This window comes from Bradyrhizobium sp. RDI18, from assembly GCF_043203335.1.
Taxonomy (GTDB): Bacteria; Pseudomonadota; Alphaproteobacteria; order Rhizobiales; family Xanthobacteraceae; genus Bradyrhizobium; species Bradyrhizobium retamae.
In genome coordinates this window covers 447,009-465,208 of sequence record NZ_JBICRN010000008.1, presented here as the reverse complement: position 1 = coordinate 465,208, position 18,200 = coordinate 447,009, and the positions used below count along the sequence as shown (strand labels likewise).

25 protein-coding genes are annotated in these 18,200 nt (G+C 63.4%); 8 read left to right on the top strand and 17 right to left on the bottom strand.

From position 1 onward, the window contains the following. Positions 1 to 18 precede the first annotated feature (18 nt). A complete protein-coding gene (locus tag ACFXS9_RS11040) occupies positions 19 to 378 on the bottom strand; it encodes a hypothetical protein (protein WP_392688595.1) in 360 nt (119 codons plus the stop codon). 36 nt (positions 379 to 414) lie between these two features. After that, a complete protein-coding gene (locus ACFXS9_RS11035; protein WP_392700327.1) occupies positions 415 to 714 on the bottom strand; it encodes a hypothetical protein in 300 nt (99 codons plus the stop codon). Here ACFXS9_RS11035 and ACFXS9_RS11030 point away from each other — a divergent pair. After that, positions 634 to 2,631: an ATP-dependent helicase gene (locus tag ACFXS9_RS11030; RefSeq protein ID WP_392699731.1), complete on the top strand. Its 1,998-nt coding sequence runs from the start codon at positions 634 to 636 to the stop codon at positions 2,629 to 2,631. The two genes, ACFXS9_RS11035 and ACFXS9_RS11030, sit on opposite strands and share 81 nt — an antisense overlap. 96 nt (positions 2,632 to 2,727) lie before the next feature. Here the strand turns inward: ACFXS9_RS11030 and ACFXS9_RS11025 are convergent, their stop codons facing one another. From ACFXS9_RS11025 to ACFXS9_RS10980, 10 genes are all read right to left on the bottom strand, one after another. Continuing rightward, positions 2,728 to 2,988: a PepSY domain-containing protein gene (locus ACFXS9_RS11025; RefSeq protein WP_392688593.1), complete on the bottom strand. Its 261-nt coding sequence runs from the start codon at positions 2,986 to 2,988 to the stop codon at positions 2,728 to 2,730. A gap of 267 nt (positions 2,989 to 3,255) precedes the next feature. Continuing rightward, positions 3,256 to 3,555, bottom strand: coding sequence for a cytosolic protein (locus ACFXS9_RS11020; protein ID WP_392688590.1), 300 nt, complete (start codon positions 3,553 to 3,555; stop codon positions 3,256 to 3,258). Between the two features lie 61 nt (positions 3,556 to 3,616). Then, positions 3,617 to 4,660 carry an SH3 domain-containing protein gene (locus tag ACFXS9_RS11015; protein ID WP_392688587.1) on the bottom strand — a complete coding sequence of 348 codons (1,044 nt, stop codon included), beginning with the start codon at positions 4,658 to 4,660 and terminating at the stop codon, positions 3,617 to 3,619. A gap of 205 nt (positions 4,661 to 4,865) precedes the next feature. Then, positions 4,866 to 5,864, bottom strand: coding sequence for a Bug family tripartite tricarboxylate transporter substrate binding protein (locus tag ACFXS9_RS11010; protein WP_392688584.1), 999 nt, complete (start codon positions 5,862 to 5,864; stop codon positions 4,866 to 4,868). A 567-nt stretch (positions 5,865 to 6,431) separates the two neighbouring features. Next, positions 6,432 to 7,145, bottom strand: coding sequence for an ROK family protein (locus tag ACFXS9_RS11005; RefSeq protein WP_392688582.1), 714 nt, complete (start codon positions 7,143 to 7,145; stop codon positions 6,432 to 6,434). Positions 7,146 to 7,366: 221 nt separating this feature from the next. After that, positions 7,367 to 8,011: an FMN-binding negative transcriptional regulator gene (locus ACFXS9_RS11000; RefSeq protein ID WP_392688580.1), complete on the bottom strand. Its 645-nt coding sequence runs from the start codon at positions 8,009 to 8,011 to the stop codon at positions 7,367 to 7,369. 516 nt (positions 8,012 to 8,527) lie between these two features. Further along, on the bottom strand, positions 8,528 to 8,671 hold the full coding sequence (locus tag ACFXS9_RS10995) for a hypothetical protein (RefSeq protein WP_392688578.1): 144 nt from the start codon (positions 8,669 to 8,671) through the stop codon (positions 8,528 to 8,530). A 350-nt stretch (positions 8,672 to 9,021) separates the two neighbouring features. After that, positions 9,022 to 9,198 (bottom strand): hypothetical protein, encoded by a 177-nt coding sequence (locus ACFXS9_RS10990; protein ID WP_392688576.1) that lies wholly within the window; start codon positions 9,196 to 9,198, stop codon positions 9,022 to 9,024. 27 nt (positions 9,199 to 9,225) lie between these two features. Beyond that, complete coding sequence (locus ACFXS9_RS10985; RefSeq protein WP_392688573.1) at positions 9,226 to 10,203, bottom strand: hypothetical protein; 978 nt, start codon at positions 10,201 to 10,203, stop codon at positions 9,226 to 9,228. Positions 10,204 to 10,394: 191 nt separating this feature from the next. Beyond that, positions 10,395 to 10,664, bottom strand: a complete 270-nt coding sequence (locus ACFXS9_RS10980) for a DUF2312 domain-containing protein (protein WP_028346359.1) — start codon at positions 10,662 to 10,664, stop codon at positions 10,395 to 10,397. A 109-nt stretch (positions 10,665 to 10,773) separates the two neighbouring features. Between ACFXS9_RS10980 and pdxY the strand changes: the two genes are divergently transcribed. Then, positions 10,774 to 11,622 carry a pyridoxal kinase PdxY gene (gene pdxY, locus ACFXS9_RS10975; protein WP_392688570.1) on the top strand — a complete coding sequence of 283 codons (849 nt, stop codon included), beginning with the start codon at positions 10,774 to 10,776 and terminating at the stop codon, positions 11,620 to 11,622. 3 nt (positions 11,623 to 11,625) lie between these two features. Here the strand turns inward: pdxY and ACFXS9_RS10970 are convergent, their stop codons facing one another. Further along, positions 11,626 to 12,216 carry a septal ring lytic transglycosylase RlpA family protein gene (locus ACFXS9_RS10970; protein ID WP_392688568.1) on the bottom strand — a complete coding sequence of 197 codons (591 nt, stop codon included), beginning with the start codon at positions 12,214 to 12,216 and terminating at the stop codon, positions 11,626 to 11,628. 226 nt (positions 12,217 to 12,442) lie between these two features. On the opposite strand from ACFXS9_RS10970, the gene ACFXS9_RS10965 reads away from it, so the two are divergent. After that, on the top strand, positions 12,443 to 13,354 hold the full coding sequence (locus tag ACFXS9_RS10965) for a ketopantoate reductase family protein (protein ID WP_392688565.1): 912 nt from the start codon (positions 12,443 to 12,445) through the stop codon (positions 13,352 to 13,354). A gap of 35 nt (positions 13,355 to 13,389) precedes the next feature. Here ACFXS9_RS10965 and ACFXS9_RS10960 read toward each other — a convergent pair whose 3' ends face one another. Beyond that, entirely contained in the window at positions 13,390 to 13,569 is a 180-nt protein-coding gene (locus ACFXS9_RS10960) for a hypothetical protein (protein ID WP_392688563.1), read from the bottom strand. Positions 13,570 to 13,693: 124 nt separating this feature from the next. Between ACFXS9_RS10960 and ACFXS9_RS10955 the strand changes: the two genes are divergently transcribed. Then, positions 13,694 to 13,918 (top strand): hypothetical protein, encoded by a 225-nt coding sequence (locus ACFXS9_RS10955; RefSeq protein WP_392688560.1) that lies wholly within the window; start codon positions 13,694 to 13,696, stop codon positions 13,916 to 13,918. Positions 13,919 to 14,034: 116 nt separating this feature from the next. Here the strand turns inward: ACFXS9_RS10955 and ACFXS9_RS10950 are convergent, their stop codons facing one another. Beyond that, on the bottom strand, positions 14,035 to 14,214 hold the full coding sequence (locus ACFXS9_RS10950; RefSeq protein ID WP_028346363.1) for a hypothetical protein: 180 nt from the start codon (positions 14,212 to 14,214) through the stop codon (positions 14,035 to 14,037). Between the two features lie 103 nt (positions 14,215 to 14,317). Here ACFXS9_RS10950 and ACFXS9_RS10945 point away from each other — a divergent pair, with 103 nt between their 5' ends. Further along, positions 14,318 to 14,443 (top strand): hypothetical protein, encoded by a 126-nt coding sequence (locus ACFXS9_RS10945; protein ID WP_392688557.1) that lies wholly within the window; start codon positions 14,318 to 14,320, stop codon positions 14,441 to 14,443. 391 nt (positions 14,444 to 14,834) lie between these two features. Here ACFXS9_RS10945 and ACFXS9_RS10940 read toward each other — a convergent pair whose 3' ends face one another. Together ACFXS9_RS10940 and ACFXS9_RS10935 are read right to left on the bottom strand one after the other, a co-directional pair. Further along, positions 14,835 to 15,425, bottom strand: a complete 591-nt coding sequence (locus tag ACFXS9_RS10940; protein ID WP_057845185.1) for an NADPH-dependent FMN reductase — start codon at positions 15,423 to 15,425, stop codon at positions 14,835 to 14,837. 245 nt (positions 15,426 to 15,670) lie between these two features. Next, the gene (locus ACFXS9_RS10935) at positions 15,671 to 16,015 is read right to left on the bottom strand and encodes a hypothetical protein (RefSeq protein ID WP_392688554.1); all 345 of its coding nucleotides are present in this window, start codon (positions 16,013 to 16,015) and stop codon (positions 15,671 to 15,673) included. A gap of 345 nt (positions 16,016 to 16,360) precedes the next feature. Here ACFXS9_RS10935 and ACFXS9_RS10930 point away from each other — a divergent pair, with 345 nt between their 5' ends. The 3 genes from ACFXS9_RS10930 (at position 16,361) to ACFXS9_RS10920 (ending at position 18,156) form a co-directional block, all read left to right on the top strand. After that, positions 16,361 to 16,594, top strand: coding sequence for a DUF6894 family protein (locus tag ACFXS9_RS10930; RefSeq protein ID WP_334375707.1), 234 nt, complete (start codon positions 16,361 to 16,363; stop codon positions 16,592 to 16,594). Positions 16,595 to 16,603: 9 nt separating this feature from the next. After that, positions 16,604 to 16,759 (top strand): hypothetical protein, encoded by a 156-nt coding sequence (locus ACFXS9_RS10925; protein WP_392688550.1) that lies wholly within the window; start codon positions 16,604 to 16,606, stop codon positions 16,757 to 16,759. 332 nt (positions 16,760 to 17,091) lie between these two features. Beyond that, positions 17,092 to 18,156 carry a hypothetical protein gene (locus tag ACFXS9_RS10920; protein WP_392688547.1) on the top strand — a complete coding sequence of 355 codons (1,065 nt, stop codon included), beginning with the start codon at positions 17,092 to 17,094 and terminating at the stop codon, positions 18,154 to 18,156. Positions 18,157 to 18,200 lie beyond the last annotated feature (44 nt).

Sequence of the window (18,200 nt, the reverse complement as noted above, 5' to 3'; positions counted from 1 at the left end):
TGCGCCCCGTTGACCTGATCAGCCGCAATTCCAGATCGGCCCGATCGGTGTCCGCGTCCAGCACGGGCCGAAGCTGCCGCCATTGTAGCGGCCGCCGTAGAAGCCGGGCCGGCCGAAATAGCGCAGATTGCCATCCCACCCATAATATTTTGGGACCGGGTCGATGTACCAGGGACGCCGGTTCTCGCGCGCCAGGCGCCGCAGCGCGTCCTTCTGCTTGTAGAGCGGAAGGCTGTTGTTCAGCGGCTGCTGGTAGCCCGGCAGGAAGCCGTGGCCGTGCCAGCGCGGAGCCGGCCGCTTATGCACCGGCGCAGCCAGCGCGGCGACGGACAACAGTGATAGGAGGACAGCAGTCAACAGACACACAAGGCGGGACATGTGCACACCATAGACAGTCGATTGTTGAGAGGCCATTCAAATCCAGGTGCAAAGCTCGTAGGGCGATGGTCGGATCTTCATCTCGATGCCTTCGAACTGCGTCGGTTCGCGGCTTGGCTTGTTCGGATTCGTCGTTGCGACCACCCCCGAATCGGCAGACTCTAAATCGACATGGGGTGATTCGTGCTCGCTGAAAATACCGATCAATATCTGGAAAGCCTCAATGCGGAGCAGCGCAGGGCCGTCGAGCACGGCATCGGCCCGGATGGAACCATAGGCTCGCCGCTTCTTGTCATTGCCGGCGCGGGATCCGGAAAGACCAACACGCTCGCGCATCGTGTGGCCCACCTGATCATCAAAGGCGCCGATCCGCGCCGCATGCTGCTCATGACGTTTTCGCGCCGTGCCGCCTCCGAGATGACGCAGCGTGTCGAGCGCATCGCGCGCCGCGTCCTCGGCGACCGTGCCTGCATCATGACGGAAGCTCTGACCTGGTCAGGGACCTTTCACGGCATCGGGGCGCGACTGCTGCGCGAATACGCTGAAAGCATCGGCTTCGATCCGGCCTTCACGATCCACGATCGCGAGGATTCGGCAGACCTGCTCAATCTGGTGCGCCACGAGCTCGGATTTTCAAAGACCGAGAGCCGGTTTCCCACCAAGGGCACATGCCTTGCGATCTATTCCCGTTGCGTGAACGCGCAGGCGCCGATCGAGGCGGTGCTAGGGCAGCATTATCCGTGGTGTTCGGGCTGGGCGGACGAACTCAAGCAATTGTTCGCCGGCTACGTCGAGGCCAAGCAGAAGCAGAACGTGCTTGACTATGACGATCTGCTATTGTGGTGGGCGCAGATGGTATCCGAGCCGGGAATCGCGCACGAGATCGGCGGCCGGTTCGATCATGTCATGGTCGACGAGTATCAGGACACCAATCGGCTTCAGGCGACGATACTGCTGGCGCTCAAGCCGGATGGCCGCGGCTTGACAGTGGTGGGGGACGACGCCCAATCGATCTATTCCTTTCGCGCGGCCACTGTCAGAAACATTCTGGATTTCCCGGATCATTTCAGCCCCAGAGCGGAGATCGTTACGCTCGACCGCAACTATCGCTCCACCCAGCCGGTTCTCGCGGCCGCCAATGGCGTGATTGGACTCGCCAGAGAGCGGTTCACCAAGAATCTCTGGACTGAGCGCCATTCGGTTCGGGTGCCGCGTCTGGTCACAGTTCGCGATGAGGCCGACCAGGCGCGCTACATCGTCGAGCAGGTGCTGTCGAACCGCGAGGAAGGATCGCGTCTCAAGGAGCAGGCTGTTCTGTTCCGGACGTCGTCGCATAGCGGCCCGCTCGAAGTCGAGCTGACGCGGCGCAATATTCCCTTCGTCAAGTTCGGCGGCTTGAAGTTTTTGGACGCCGCCCACGTCAAGGACGTGCTTGCACTCCTCAAATTCGTTGAGAACCCCCGGGACCGGGTTGCGGGCTTCCGCGTGCTTCATTTGCTGCCCGGCATCGGCCCGGCGTCGGCCCAACGCATTCTTGATCAAACCACTGTAATGGCCGATCCGATTTCCGCGCTCGCAGCGCTTCCCACGCCGCCCCGGGCCGGCCATGATTGGACCGCCTTTGTCGAAACGCTTGCCAACCTCCGCTATTCGGAATGGCCGTCCGATATCGAACGGATCAGGCTCTGGTACACCCCGCATTTGGAGCGAATCCACGAGGATGCCGAGGTGCGGCTGGCCGACCTGCTGCAGCTCGAGCAGATCGCATCGGGCTATCCTTCCCGCGAGCGCTTCCTGACCGAGCTCACGCTCGATCCGCCTGACGCGACCAGCGATCGCTCCGGGCCACCACTGCGAGACGAAGACTATCTGATCCTGTCGACCATCCACTCTGCAAAAGGGCAGGAATGGAAGTCGGTGTTCGCCTTGAACGTCGTCGATGGCTGCATGCCGTCTGACCTCGGCGCCGGCACAACGGCTGAACTCGAAGAAGAGCGACGTCTTCTGTATGTTGCGATGACGCGCGCCAAGGACGATCTGCATCTGATCGTGCCGCAGCGCTTCTTCGTGCACGGTCAGCAGGCACGCGGCGACCGCCATGTCTATGCGTCGCGGACGCGCTTCATCCCGGATCACCTGGTAAAACTATTCGATCGGCAGACCTGGCCGGCGGCGACAACGGCAGCACGCCCGACGCCAAGTCAAAGCGTGCAGATGGATATTCGTGAACGCATGCGCAGCATGTGGCGTTAACAGCGGAGCCGGACGAGCAACCGGGTCGCGTGAATGCGCGACCCGGTTGGCTCATGCAGGCTGCTTGCTACTCGTTACTCGCCGGTGAGAACGCAACTACCATCCGCGATTGAGATGGCGCACCTCGCCGGTTCGCGAGTCGACATAGACCTCCATCCAGCGGCCCGCGCGGTCGCGGCCCTTGATCTCCCACTGATTGCCTTGGAACTGGGTGTAGGACACCGTCATGACGCCGAGACCGGTCGCGACGTCGAGCGCGGTCTCCATCGAGATCTGGTCACCGGAATCGAAGGCGACGGCAGGTGCCGCTGCGCCAAGCGCCAAGGCAGTGACGATTGGAAGAATGACATTTCGCATGGACTACTCCTGTCGAACGCGTTGAGCTGTTACGGCGGTTAAACGAGCGGCAGGGGTAATGTGTTCCGACACCAGAGATCGCGGAACAGCATGAAATTTCGGCAGTTGAGGCGATTTCGCGGCGGTTCCCGCTCGCTAACCAACTCGCCTTATTACGTTTGGAGCAGAGAAACAAAGCAGCCAAGCGTAGCCCGGACAAGCATCCGAAAATGCGGTGACAGTATCACCGTAATACGCGCATTCGCGCGATCCGTTGGCTCATCCGGCTTACACTCGCTGTTCTTGCAGGATCGGTGAACCGAGTTCATCGAAACGGAAGAGCTGAAAGATCCGCTGGCCGTTGAAGTCGAGGATCCTCAGATCATCAGTCTCGTGCAGATTGCTCTCGACCGCCTGAAAATGCCCGCCGTAGCGCTCCCTGGCGAGCGACACTGGAACCTCAAACGCGACGAACTTGCCGATGCCTTTTTGCTTGAGCACCTCTAGGAGCGTCTGATCGCGTAAAGACTCGTGCGATGTGAGAATGAGCAGCGGACCGCTCGCCGTGAGCAGCAAGAGCGATTTCATCGGATACTCCTTCGCGGTTGGACTGAGCAAAAAGCCCGGCTCAAGGCCGGGCTTTCGTTGATCAGCGCCTGTCCTGACCGTGGCCTCCGCCACCGCCTGGTCCGCCGCCACCGCGCGGTGCGATCTGCGGCGCACCGCCGCCCTGCGGCGTCGCGGGCGCTGCTGCGCGCGGGGCGGCCGGGGCCGGCATCTGCTGCGCGCGTACGTTCGGCGGGCCGCCACCACCGCGCGCCGCATCGGGCTGCGTCATGCGGGGCGTGGCACGCTCGACCCGCGGCGCAGCCGCACGCGGTTCGTCATGACCGCGCGCCATGACCGGTGGCGTCTGCGGGCGGGTGCGAGCCATCGGCTGCTCGCGCACCGTCGCTCTTGCGTTCTCACGCGTCATCCGCGCGCTCTCACGCGCCGTCCGCGCGTCCTCGCGCGTCATGCGGTCCTGCACCACCGCGCGTTCGCGCCCTTCGCGTGCGCCACGCGTCGCGATGTCCCTCTCCCGCGTCACACGCTCCGTCACGCCGGCGCGGCTTCGCTCCGTCACACCGGCGCGCGTCCGTTCCTCGACACGGGCACGCGACCTCTCCTCGACACCGATACGCTCATTTGCACGCGTCCTTGCCTCGGGGAACGCAGCGTCGCGCGCTGCCGCCGCGCGGCCGATCCGGGCCGCCGAGCGGTCGACCGTCAACCGCGTCGCGACACGCTCATGCGATTGCCAGTAGCCGCTCCAGTGGGCGCGGCGGTGATACCAGGGACGTGCCGCATAGTGGCTCGACCAGTACGAGGTCAGCACGAACGGCACGATGGGAACGTCGATCTCGTCGACATAGTCGGGCAGATAGACGTAGCGGTTGCGATAGAGATATTGGAGATATCGCGACGACACCCAGCCACGATCGTCCGACCAGCTCACATCGCACCAGGCCTTGCCTCTGAAGCACCCGTGGATGTTGACGCGGGTGCCGCCTGGAATGCGGTCGACCGTGGGAAAGCCTTCACCGGGCCCTGCCTTCAGGCTGACCGTGGTGGTCACGATGCCCGGCGCCGCGAGTGCGGCGGCCGGCATCAGCAGCACGGCTGCTGCAATAAACAATGCTCTTAACTTCATGGCGAGTTCCTCCTCACGAGCAGAAACGCCGTAGCGAAACAGGCGTTCCCTGAGGGGTGATCGCGTTAGCCGAAGGATGCAGGCTTCTCGCAGGCGCGAGACGCGGCGCTCCTGTTTGGGATGGGCTCCATCTGCGCAAACTCTCAGCGCGATAAACTCTCAGCGCGATCTTGGCAGGCGAGCCTCGGAGACCACACCCATCCCCTCACCCACCCTCCGGCTTGATCCCGGCTGCCTTCATGATCGGCAATAGCCGCGCTTCCTCGCTGTCGCGATAAGCCGAGATCTCCTGCGGCGTGGTCGGCCAGGTTGTGGCCCCCAGGTCTGCGTAGCGCTGTTGCAGCCAAGGATCCTTCAGCGCTTTTGCGGTGAGGGCGTTGATCTGCGCGACGAGATCGGGTGGCATGTTGGCGGGGCCGATCAGCGCGGTCCATGAAGTCATCTCGTAGCCGGGCAACAGTTCGGCCATTGCGGGCACGTCGGGAAGCTCCGCGATCCGCTTTTTCGCGGTGACAGCGACCGGCCGGATCGCGCCGGAGCGCACGCTCGGCAGCGAGCCCGGCAGATTGTCGAACAGCAGATCGACATTGCCGCCGAGCAAATCGTTCAGCGCTGGAGCTGCGCCGCGATAGGGCACGTGGCGGACCTGGACGCCGGCCATGCTGTTCAGCATCTCGCCGGAGAGATGCAGCGTGGTGCCGAAGCCTGCGGAGGCGTAGGTGTATTTGCCCGGCTCCTTCTTGAACGCCGCGAGCAATTCCTTCAGGTCCGCGGAGAACAGGTCCTTCTTCGCGCTCAGGATGTTCGGCAATTGCCACATGCCGGAGATGAAGGTGAAATCCTCGCGCGGACGATACGGCAGTTTTGCGTAGCTGCCGATCGCCAGCACGTTGGAGGCGATGCCGCCGAGGCCGACCGTATAGCCGTCCGCCGGCGCTTTCGCGACCGCATCCGCGCCCAGCACGCCGCCGGCGCCGGCCTTGTTCTCGACCACGAAGGACTGGCCGGACAATTCGTTCAGCTTCTGGCAGAGCAGGCGCGAGAGCGTGTCGGTGGCGCCGCCGGCCGGAAAGCCGTTGACATACTTCACGGGCCGGATCGGCCAGGCCTCTGCCGCGCGGCCCATACGCGGCATAAGCCACGGCGCGGCAACGAAAGAGCTAACGAGCGCGAGCGCGCGACGGCGGTTCACGGATGGCAGCATCGGTGTCCTCCCTTCCAAGACTGTGCGCCGCGTCGCAGCTTTTCGCTGTTCTTCCTTCGCTCCGGTCTTCGATCGGCGTTCCGCAATGATCTCTGACGAGAGGTGGGGCGCGTTCGGCTGACACAGCTTACGTGCTGTGCGCGATGCTGGAAACCCGCTCACTAAAACAAAAGCCCCGACGATGTCGCGGCTACCCCCCCGGGGCACTCGACCCGGATCTGTGATCTGGCCCATACGCGGTTCAAGCCACCTACCCTACACTTTCGCCCATGGTGCTCGAATTCCGGGGACGGATATGGACGACGAGTTTTGCAGGGAAAGGGCAAGGACCGTCAGGGCCCTCGCCGAACAAGCTGACCCGTTGGTCAAGAGGCGGCTGCTGCAACTGGCCTCCCACTACGAGCGCAGGATCACGCGGCCATCCGACATCCCAGGCAACCAGGTGGCGGCAGTGTCCCGGCCGTTTCAGGGCGCTTGTGGGCAAGAGGTCGAACAATCGACCGAACGACCGGACCCTGACCCTCAATAGCCTGCCCCTACTCACTGACGCCGCCAGGACGGCATTCTCTATCGGCGTGCACCGCGCGGTTTGACCACCCCCTTCTTCCACAGCCGAAATCCGCCCTCGAACGCGTTGGTGTTGGCGCCGAGCCGGACCTTGCGCGGCAGCTTGTCGACCTTGTCGGCGTTTCCGCCGCCCAGCATGACGTAATCCGGCTCCAGTGCAGCGAGCAGACGCTTCAGGACGTCATCGACCGCGCGTTGCCATTTCTTCCTGCCAATGCGCTTGAGAGCTGCGGCGCCGACGCATTGCTCGAACGTCTTGCCGTTGCGGTAAGGCAGGTGAGCGAGCTCCATCGGTTCCAGAATGCCGTCCACGATCATCGCGGAGCCGAGACCCGTTCCGAGCCCTAAGAACAGCATCCGGCCGCCCTGGTAGCTGCCGATCGCCTGCATCAGCGCATCGTTGACGACTTTGGTCGGGCGGCCGAAGGCCTTTTCGAAATTGAAACCGGCCCACCCGAGACCGAGATTGTGAGGCTCCGACAAGGGCCGGTTGTTGACCACAGGTCCCGGATATCCGACCGCGATGACGTCATAGGACCAGTCTTTCGTCAGCGCCTTGACCTTCCTCACCATAACTTTCGCGGAAAGATCAGGACCGGACGCAAACGCGCGCCTTGTTCGCTCCCTGCTCGTCATGACCTTCACGCGCGAACCGCCGATGTCGATCACGAGGACCGTATGTCGCGATGCTCGCTTGCCCGTTTTCTTCGCCATGAATTCGCGCCCTGCGCTGTCGGATGATCATAACGCCAGCCGATGCTCACCTGAAGCGGAGAGACAAGCAGCGACACAGCTTTGTTCTGCATCCGACTCTATTTTGTTCGCAAGGAACGAATCGGAATCGTGCAAAATCAGCGCGAGCCAATTCTTAACAACGCGTTTGCTTCGTGCTTGCGTAGCACCGATGCCGCGCTCGACCCGTTGACTCATCCGCGCTACTGCTCAACGTCATACCCCAGCCCCGGCCGCAACGCCCGCATCTTCCCGGACAGCCTTCTGCTCCCCGTCTCCTCCGTCCGCGCGAGCTGGTTCGCGACCGCCACGTGATCCTCATCGCTCTTGTGCTGGTTGAGCTTTGCCTGTCCTTCGATCTCATCGACGACGAGGTCGATGACGCGGATCGAGGCGAGCATCGTCTCGCGTTTGGTGGGCTCCATTCTAGCAAGGTCCCAGGGCGGTTTCGGCAGCCGCGCCTCGGCGGCCGCGAGCAGCGCGTCGCCGTGGGCGCGGTTCTCGTCGCGCTCGGCCAAGTACGCGACGCCTGCGAGATGCACGGCCTCGTAGAGCCAGGTCGAGACGTTGTCGCGCGAGGCATACCAGTCGTTGGAGACATAGGCGTCGTCGCCGGAGACGATCAGGAGAAAGCGCCTGTTGCCGTCGGCGAGCCCGACAAGCGGATTCTTGGCCGTTAGGTGGATCTGGACGATCACGCCATCGTCACGTGGCTTGAGCACAAACGGCACGTGCGAGGCGCGCGGACCGCGCTCGTCCGCGGCGACGATCACGCCAAAGCCGCGCTCGGCCGCGAACGCGAGCGCGCGGCTCTCCTCGATGCGAAACTGGGGGCGAAGAATGTGCATGGCCAAGCGCTCGCTGGAGGATGTCGGCTCAAGCGAGGCTAGCCTATTCGCTCTTGGTGGTCATCGGTCCGAGCCCAGCACGACAGCTTCGTTCTCCATCCGACTCCATTTTGTTCGCAAAGAACGAATCGGAATCGCGATAAATCAGCGCGGGCCAATTCTTAACAACACGTTCGCTTCGTGCTTGCGCCGGATGTCGCGGAGCAAGGCGTAGGGCGGATTAGCGTCAGCATAATCCGCCGTTGCCCAAGCGATCGGCGGGTTACGCTATCGCTGACCCGCACTACTCACGCATCACGAAAAAAGCCCGCGAGAACATCGCGGGCTTTTGAAACCTGGGGCAAGGCGCTCAGTCAGCGCCAGCTCAAGCGCCGATCAAACGGCTGCGCTCAGCGAATGGCGCGACCGGTGGTGTCGGTCTTGCCTTGTGCGGTCGTGATCCTGTTCCGCGGCGTCAGGACGCGGAGCTGAAACGGCGTGGCCGAATCTGCGACCGGCGATGCTTCCTGGACGTTTTCAGCGCCCAGCGCCTGAACCTGCACGGCCGAAACCGGAAAGCCCGCCTTTTTCAAAAGCCGGCAACTCGGCCGCGACAGCGCCGGTTGCAGCCGGAATCGCGAGCAGAGCGACGGCAGCGATGGACAGGGAAATCTTCTTCACTTCAGTTCTCCATAGGTAACTTGAAATATGGACCTAATAGTCATTTTGCTGCGCTGCAATAGCGCATTGTTGCAATGCACACATGCGAGGATAGAATGCGGAACCGGCCGTTGGTCGCACGATCAGCCGCAAAGGTTCGGTGGGATTTTCAACTCAGGCCGATCGAGATCAGGGCGCTTTACCTGTCACGGTACCGCGATACGTCTGTTTGTTGAGAAACGGCCGGTCGGTCCCACCCAGTTCCGGCGGCACTCGGATCCGATGCTGATTCCGTCCACGCGATGAAATGACTTCCATCCAATCGACGGTTGCTTGGTCGATGTGGCAATCTCGCCGGCCCCCAAGTCTTCCTACTGCCCCACCTTCTCCCGCCTCACCTCGTCCTGCACCTGCTTGAAGGTTGGCATGTTGGGGTTCGGCTGCATCGGGGTCGTCTTTATCGCGACCACATTCGGACTGGTCTGAAACCAGAGTACGCCGGCTGCTGACATCAGTCCGGCCACGGCGATGGCGGTGAGTCCCTTCATCGTGATCCCTCTGAAATGCGAGTAGCGCTAGTTGGAGAGAATAACGCCGTGTTGGCGTCTGGACGGATGATCGGCGCCGACCAACGCCTGCGCGTCGGTTGCGATCACAACTTCCGGCAAGGGCACCGGCTCAATTCCGGCAAAGTGGCGGTACAGCGCGCCCATGATGGCGCCGTTGACGAGGGCGGCCGGCAGCAGCAGGACTATCATTCCGGATATGATCGGCGTGAGCAGCGCGACGCATCCTGCGGCTACCAGGCTTCCGATCGCCGCATACTCGCCTCCGCGGCTGCGGCCAAACGCCCTTGCAATGTGATGGACGGCGAGCACAAGGATAGCCGATGGTACGGTGGTCGCGATCAAAACCGTCAGGAACACCTGTGCGGGAAGTGCCGCGGTGATAATCGAGCCAGGGCCTGCTCCTAAAAGCGCTATGACCATAAACGCCAGTATGGCCGAAAGCGCAGCCGGCACGGTCACGGCGATCGCGATCGCGCCAACCGAAGAGCGAACACGGACCGGACCGTCGAATACGCGCGGCGGGCTCGCAGCGATCTCGGTAGCTGCAGCCGCGGGCTGCGGAGTTGCGGCGATGGCCTCAAGTCCGGCGAACTGGCCATAGAGGAAGCCGGCGAGCATACCTGCCGCGGTCGGCAGCAAGCCCGCCGTGATTTCGCTGCCGGGCGGCGGCGGGAATAGCAACAGGCCGTTGCGCATGGCCAGCAGGTAGCTCGTTGCAGCCATGACGCCGCCGATCAGCGCATAGGCGACCCGGTTGCAGATCTTGAACTGCCGCAGCACCGAATGACCGGCGAACAGCAGGACCACATCCAGCGCCAGACGGCCGGCGTACGAAACCAGGAGTTTGTCCGGCGGCAGCATGATGGCCTGCGCCGGCATAGTCTGCGTCGTGAGCACGGCCATGGCAAGCAGGACGGCGTGCATCACCGCGAGCGGTATCAGTGCCGCGAACAGCGCGCGCGAGGAATTTCGGACAACATACATTGGTGTAACCCTTGAAGGTGTCACACCTAGGCGCGAGGCGTTACCGGTGGCTCCCGCGAACTGATAAAATTGTAGACAAGCGTGTTTGCTTCAAGAAGAAAAGACATGGATGGCCGGGCGACGCCGTCCTTTGGACGGCTATGCCCGGCCATGACGAAAAGTGAGCGCATTTTAGAAATGTGCCGGCAGCATCAAGCCGCCTTCGCTTCCTTTTCCGGCGGCGCGGTTTCCATGGCGCGCATGTAGAGATCGAGCAGGCTTTCGCGCTCGTCGCGCTCGTCCTGGTCCTGCTTGCGCAGCTTGATGATCTCCTTGAGGATCTTCACGTCAAACCCTTCGCCCTTGGCCTCCGAAAACACTTCCTTCTTCTGCTCGTTCAGCTCCTGCAATTCGCTGTCGATGTTCTCGATCCGCTCAACGAAAGAACGAATCCGCCCGCCGGGAATGGTGATGTCAGACATGGTGCCTCTTTGTTGAATAGGATCGTGAAAATGCCCGCAAACAAATAACCAATGTGTTAATCTCGGCAGGTTCCCGCCCGGCAATTCGGCATTTCCCAGACTTATCCGCATGAACGTGATTTCGATTCAGTCGCAGGTCGCTTTCGGCCATGTCGGCAACAGCGCCGCGGTGTTTCCGATGCAGATGCACGGCATCGACGTGGTGGCGGTGCCGACCACGCTGCTTTCCAACCGGCCGGGCTATCCGACCATCCGCGGCCGCGTGCTCGATGCAGATCTCGTCGCCGATCTCCTGCGCGGCATCGAGGAGCGCGGTGCGGTAGATAGCGCGCAAATGATCTTATCGGGCTATCTCGGCTCGGCCGAGAACGCCAACGCGGTCGCGGACTTCGTCGCGCGCGCCAAGGCGAAAAATCCCGCGCTGCGCTATTGCTGCGATCCCGTGTTAGGGGATCGCGACCGCGGCCTGTTCGTTCACGCCGACATCCCCCCGCTGGTGCGCGATCTTCTGTGTCCGCTCGCCGACATCATCACGCCCAATCATTTCGAGTTGGAATGGCTGTGCGGAACGAAAGCCACGATGATCGATCAGGTGGTAAAGGCAGCGCGCGCGTTCATGGCGCGCGGGACAATCGTCGTCACCAGCGCCGAGTTGGCCGATACGCCCGAAGGCGAGATCGAGACGCTGGCCGTCGAGCGCGCAAAGGCGTGGCGCGTACGCACGCCGAAACTGCCGATCAGCCCTAACGGCACCGGCGATCTCTTTGCCGCGCTGATGGTATCCGCCGGCCTCCGCGGCGCAAACACGCCGGAAGCGCTCAGCCACGCCGCCTCCGCCATCTTCGCTGTGCTGGAGCGCACCGCGGCCAGCGGCATGGAGGAAATGCGCATCGTCGAGAGCGCCGAACTGCTGACGCATCCGCCGCGCAAATTCGAGTGTATTGCGACTATCCGGTAGCCGCTACTGCACGACGTCGAGTTTGACCTTGGCCACACCCTTCCCCACCATTCCCAGCGCGTCGGCTGCGGAATAGGAGACGTCGACAACGCGCCCCCGAACATAGGGACCGCGGTCGTTGACCCGTACCGTCACCGACTGGCCGCTCGCGACGTTTGTCACGCGCAACTTGGTGCCGAACGGCAATGTCGGATGGGCGGCGGTCATTTCCATCGTGTTGAACTTTTCGCCGCTCGCGGTCTTCGTTCCCTCGGTGTAGAAGCTGGCAACCCCATGCGAGGCCGTCTTGGTGCCGCCTGCATCCCTGCGCGACGCAGACCGGGTGTGCTTTCTCACGGCGGCCACTCGCCGCTTCATCATGGACGATGTCGTTCGATCCTGATCCGGCGACGCCTGCCGGCTGGCGCGAAGCTCGGATTTTTGGGTGACGACCGAGGACTGCGCGCAAGCTGCGAGCAATGCCGCTCCCAGCGTGACCGCAAGCAGCCGGATGAATTTGCTTGCGCGTTCGGCCGTGATTGATGGCGCTTCAAATCGGGTACGGCCTGCTCTGACGTCGACGCACGAAGTACTGATGCAGCCAATAGAAGACATGTTGCAATCCCCGCTCGCGCCCCAGCCCAAGCCGAAAATCAACACGGGGTGATCGCGGGACCGAATCCGGGCGGAAGAGTGGCCGGCCCGATCGGGGAAGGCTTCCTCAGCGCAATTCGGTTCGAGTGTGGCGATTGGGTCACAGGAATTGGGAGGTCAGCCACAGAATTGCGGCATCGGCTCAGATCAGCTACCCGACCCACTCAGCCGAACGGGAGAGAAAACCATGCAAGTCGCAGTCGTCGGTGCCGGAGCGGTCGGATGCTATTATGGAGGACTGCTGCTCAAAGCCGGGCATGACGTGACGTTCATCGGCCGGCAGCCGCATGTCGACGCTATCAACGCCCATGGCCTCTTGCTGGACACTAAGGGTTTCAAAGAGTACCTGCCCGCCCGCGCCGCGACCGACACGACTACCCTCGCCTCGCCCGATCTGGTGCTGGTCTGCGTGAAGTCGGCCGATACCGAACAGGCCGGCCGCTCGCTCGCCGGACGACTGCGGCCGGAAACCTCCGTGCTCAGCCTGCAGAACGGCGTCGACAATGCACAGCGTCTCTCTGCCGTCACCGGCCACGCCGTCATTCCCGTCGTCGTCTATGTCGGCAGCGAGATGGCCGGCCCCGGCCACGTCAGGCATCACGGCGGCGGCGATCTCGCCATCGGCCCCTCGGCCGCGAGCGCAGCGCTGGCCGAAATGCTTCAGGCCGCCGGCATCGGCATCACGATCGCCGACGACATCGACCGGACGCTATGGAGCAAGCTGATCATCAACTGCGCCTTCAACGCTCTGTCTGCGGTGGCGAGCATTTCCTACGGGCCGATGCTGGACGTCGCAGGCACGCGGGATGTCGTCACAAGCGCGGTGCAGGAAGCGATATCCGTCGCCCGCGCCAGCGGTGTTTCGATTCCAGACGACCTCCTCGAGCATATCCTGAACATCCCCGCCATGATGCCGAACCAGATGTCGTCCACCGCGCAGGATCTTGCCCGCGGCAAGCCCAGCGAGATCGACTTCCTCAACGGCCACGTGGTGCGCAAGGGCGCCGAGCTCGGCATCGCGACGCCGACCAATCAGGCGCTGCAGGTGATGGTGAAGCTCGCCGAACGCGGCAAGGAGATATCGCGGCAACGGCAGTAGCGGGCTGCATGCCGCGCACACTGCTCCGCGCGCTCTCACCCACCCATCACATTCCCCCAGCCGTCGAACACATATTCCCGCCACGCCACCGTGCCGTCGTCGCGCGCGCGGCTGAAGCGGCGGTAGTCGTCGGCCTCATCGCCGATCCAGGTGATGATCTGGTCGCTCGCGCGGTCGTGCAGGACGGCGGGCTCCGATGGGTTGAAGTCCGTCATGGGGTGCATCGTCGGATGTTCCGTCATGCCGTGCCAACGCTTTCGCAGCGGCGAAGGTTGCGCATCCTTCGCAACCTCCTCCCCGCAACGGCGTTGTCGCAAATCTCTCAAGGAGGCACGCACCATGCGGAACAAGGCGCCAAACTCGCAGAGCACAAAATCGCGCTCGAACGCCCAGATGCAGGCGGCCAACTCAATGCTCAATCCCGGCGATGAAGCAGCTCCCGGAACGCCCGGCACCGGCGACGACATCTGCCCCGAATGTCACGGCAAGGGCCGCATCAACGGCTCTACCTGCCCCAATTGCGGCGGCGGCGGAACGATCACCCGCGCGATCGGCGGGGCGTGAATACGCGTGTGACATCTCGTGGGGCGGATTAGCGTCAGCGTAATCCGCCAATTCGTCACGCGCGCAAGAGGCCGGCGGATTACGCTGACGCTAATCCGCCCGACACATCATGCCGCCTACGCGGTTCGCTTCTCGAGAATCTTGCGGAAATCCGTGGCCAGGCTCGCGTAATAGCCGGCGAGCCCCTCGTAGAAGGCCTGCTGCGCCTTGTCCGTGGCCTCCTTGGCCTTTGCTTCGCACTTGCCGGCCCGGCTCTCGTACTTCTCCACCTTGGTCTGAAGTTCAGCCACTACCATCGTCATTACTCCCCGCCACCACACATGCTCATGATGCTATGCCAGCAAAAGTCGAAAAGATGGCCGCGCCGGGGAGATTTCGCAGCGTTGCCGTGAGCAAGCGATGGCGCCGCACGAAGCCTATCGCGACGGCACCGGCGCCGGCGGACGCATCGACGATCGCGACGCGGCTGACGCTGCCGGCGGCTTCGCCGCGGCGTGCTTTCCGCTATCGATGGATTCCAGATAGGACGTCAGCGCCCAGGCCGAGCTCGCGCCGGTGGAATAGTGCTTTTGCAAAAACAAATAGAGCGTGAGGTGAAAGCGGCCCTTGGCGAGCCCACGCGGGCTGCGATGGCAGGACGCGCAACCTTCGGAAACAGTTTCGACGCCGGTTTGCCCTGATCGAGATTCTGCGCGACAGCCGCCGGGCCGGAGAGCGCGGCCATCAACACAAGAACAAGCAGGCCGCAGCGCGCTTTCGTTGGCGACATCAATTCTACCCGTGCATGAAGAATGGACGAGCTGCCTGCGGCAGCTCAAGAAAGGCGGAAGATGGCAGACAATTCGCAATCTGCTGTCCAGCCGTGGCGAAAAGTGGGTGCGTTTTCGCCAACATTGCGCTCCATTCGAGGCATGCCTCAGTACGGCGGCTTCTTGCGCTCCCGCTGCGCCCTTGCCGCCTCCATCCACCACACGAGATCATCGGCGAAGCGCGGAAACGCGTGCGCCAGCGCCTTGCCGCCCTCGCCGATCGGCTTGCCGTCTTCGCTCAGCGTCTGCGCGATCGGCCCGACCGCGACCGAACTCGAAATCACCACCATGCCCATTTCCGAAAGCGTGCCGTGCCAGGCGAGCGCTGCGCGTGCGCCGGAGAAGCGGCCGGCCGAATAGCTCGCGATCGCCACCGGCCGCCAGAACCATTCTTCCAGAAAATGGTCGGTGAGATTTTTCAGCCCCGGCTGCATGCCCCAATTATATTCGCCGGTCACCAACACGAAACCGTCGGCGCTGCGGATCTTTCCCGCAAGTTCTTCGAGCGCCGCGGGCGCATCGCCTTTCGGATATTCCTTGTACATCCGGTCCAGCATCGGCAAGCCGATCGCCTTGGCGTCGATCAATTCGACATCATCGCCGCGCGCGCGAAACCCCTCGACGACGAACTGCGCGAGACGAATGCCCATGCGGTCGGAACGGTAGGAGCCGTAAAGGACGAGAATACGGTTGCTCATGAGACCTCAACCCTCAGGCATTGGATGATGATGACACTGGAACCATGCGCGCCATTCTCATGCAAGGCCTGAGCCGCCTTGATGGCCTTGGCAAGACGATCGAGCTCGTCCTCGGCGCGACCGTGCTGAACACGATCATCTTCCTCGCGCTGCCGCTGTCCTATGCCGCAGCCACCCGCCGAAGGTCCAAGCAGCCAACAAAAAAGCGGCCATGCGGCCGCTTCTTTGCAGTTGCTAGTCCGGCTCTACCAATAGCCGGGCCCGTCATAATAGGCATATGAATCGACGTACGGCGCACCCGCGATCGCGGCCGCCGTTCCGACCGCTACGCCGGCAGCCAAGCCAACCGGTCCGCCGACATAGGCCGGGCGATGATACACGCGCGGGCCGTAATAGACGCGAGGCCCGTAGTAGTAGCTATAGTCATATCGGCTCGGCGTGCGCACGCCGTATCCGCCAAGCAGATAGTCAGAGTTCGGGTGGGAGAACCCGATCATGCCGGGTTCCTGGGTGGCTTCCTGCGAGAGCGCAGGCGTCGCGAGCCCCATCGCAAGGATGGCGGCCGCGCCGAGCAGTGTCAGTTTCGTCATCGCTCAATCTCCATGTGAACATGAAGAGCGAACGGGCAACGTAAGATGCTGGTTCCGGAGGCGAATTCACAGCGCCGTGAGTACCGGCTACGATTTGCTGCGGGTGGCTGGACGATTGCTGCGGGTCGCAAAGAGAAAAGGCCGACGGGCGTTACGCCGCCGGCCCTCTCTTGCAACTGCCGGCTCGGGAGGTCCGGTTCCGCTGCGATTCCATGCCTAAAATTTGACCATTACAGTCTTAACAAAATCCTAACCACGCGATGTGACGCGCATCACGGAGCGCCAGAACCTTGTCCGGCTAACCTGCGACCAACAATGAAGATCGCGTGCAACAGGAGGCCCGACATGACCCAGGTCTATTTCCACTGCTCAAACTCCCGGGAAGTCCGGCTCGACCGATCCGGCGAAGCGGTGAGCGACCTCGCCGAGGCGCGCGACCGCGCCGCCTGCATCGTTCGATCGCTCATCATGGGGCGGGACGCGGAAGACTGGCGCGACTGGGTCGTGCATGTCAGCGACGATTTCGACGAGGAGCTCTTCGTTCTGCCCTTCGCCTTCGTCCTCGGCAAGCCGCACTGAGAGGTTGCCATGTTGCTCCGCCGCCTGGATGCGATCGTGGCACGGTGGCACCACCTGATCGAGCGCGCCTGCGACCCCTATCGTCCCGAGCGGCACTACATGCGCGGCCCCGGCCCAAAGTGGCACGCCAGGCATCCGCCTGGCGCTGCAGGCGCCGCCCTCTAACCTTACCGCGTCACAAGCCCCTCATGGTGAGAAGCGCTAACGGGTCCGCGCGTAGCGTGGCGGCCCGGTGACAGGCTCCGCGCCCGCGCCGGCCGCCTTGCGGGTATGATCGCTGCGCCCGGGTTCCAGGCCGGCAGGGGATCCGCGGCCCCAACCTCTCCACGCTCTCGCCTTGCTTTGGTCAAACCTCGCTGGCCGTGTGGTGGCCAGGGCAGAGGTTTTCCACGCAGCAGAGCATGCTTGCCGCCCCGATCCGGGTGACATTGGACTGAGCAAGGGACCGCCAATGCAATCCACGCCGACTCTGAAAGAGGCTGATCCGCACGACGTTTTTGCGATCGAAACGGTGCTGGCCGCGCACGCCCACAAGGCACCGCCGCTGGCCCACGATCCGGCCACCCCCTCCCGTAGCGCCGCATGTCCATCCGGTAGCGCCGCAGGTTCATGTCGCGCCGCAAGCTGAAGTCGCGGCAACGCCGCAAGCCCAAGTCGCGGCAAAGCCGCAAGTCCAAGCCGCGGCCAAGTCGCAGGTTCACGTCGCGCCCGCGATTTCGATCAGCGCGCCAACGGCGCAGGTCGAACCGACGTTTCGCACCACCGACATGCGCGATGTCCCGATGCGCGATGTCCAAGCCGACAACATCAGACCGGGCGAGGAGATCAAGCTGGATGGCCTGAACGCCGCCGGCGAGCGGCCGATGGCCAAATGGACGAAGCGCGTGGTGATGGCGCTGTTGGCCCTGGTCGGCGCCATTGGCGCTGCCGCCTGGCAGCATTATGGCGATCAGGCCAAGGCGATGGCTGCCGAGTGGGCGCCGCCCTTCGTGCTGGCGGCCTTGCCTTCGGCGGCCAAGCCGGCTGTGGCCGAGCAACCGACCGCGCCGGCCGCTCCCGCCGCCGCAACCGATCAGGCCGCAGCGGAGCCGGCGGCAACGGCAGCACCGGCTCAACCCGAACCCACGGCTACTGCCGCGGCTGCTCCCTCCGTGGAATCGGCCCAGTTGCAATCCATGGCACAGGATCTCGCCGCGATGGGCCAGCAGGTCGAGGACCTGAAGGCGACTATCGCGCAGCTCAAGGCAAGCCAGGCGCAAATGGCGCGGGAATTTGCCAAGGCTACCGAAATGAAAGCTTCGGAAGCGAGGGCTGCTGAGGTCCGACCCGAACAGAATTTTCGCCCGAGGGTAACAGCCGCGCCGCCGTCGCCCCGATCCGCGAATGCGCCTGTCGCGCCTGTCCGGAAGCCGAAGCCGGCTTACTATCCACCGGCTCAGGCCGCCTATGTCCCCCCTCCGCCGTCAGCCGCCGCTCCTGCGCCGCTGCCGCCGGCACCGCCGCAGCAAACCATGGCTGATGACGGCGAGCCGGTGGTCCGCCCGCCGATGCCGCTGCGGTAGGTAACTGCGTGTCCCGGATGCCGCGCGCTGTGCCGCGCCGCATC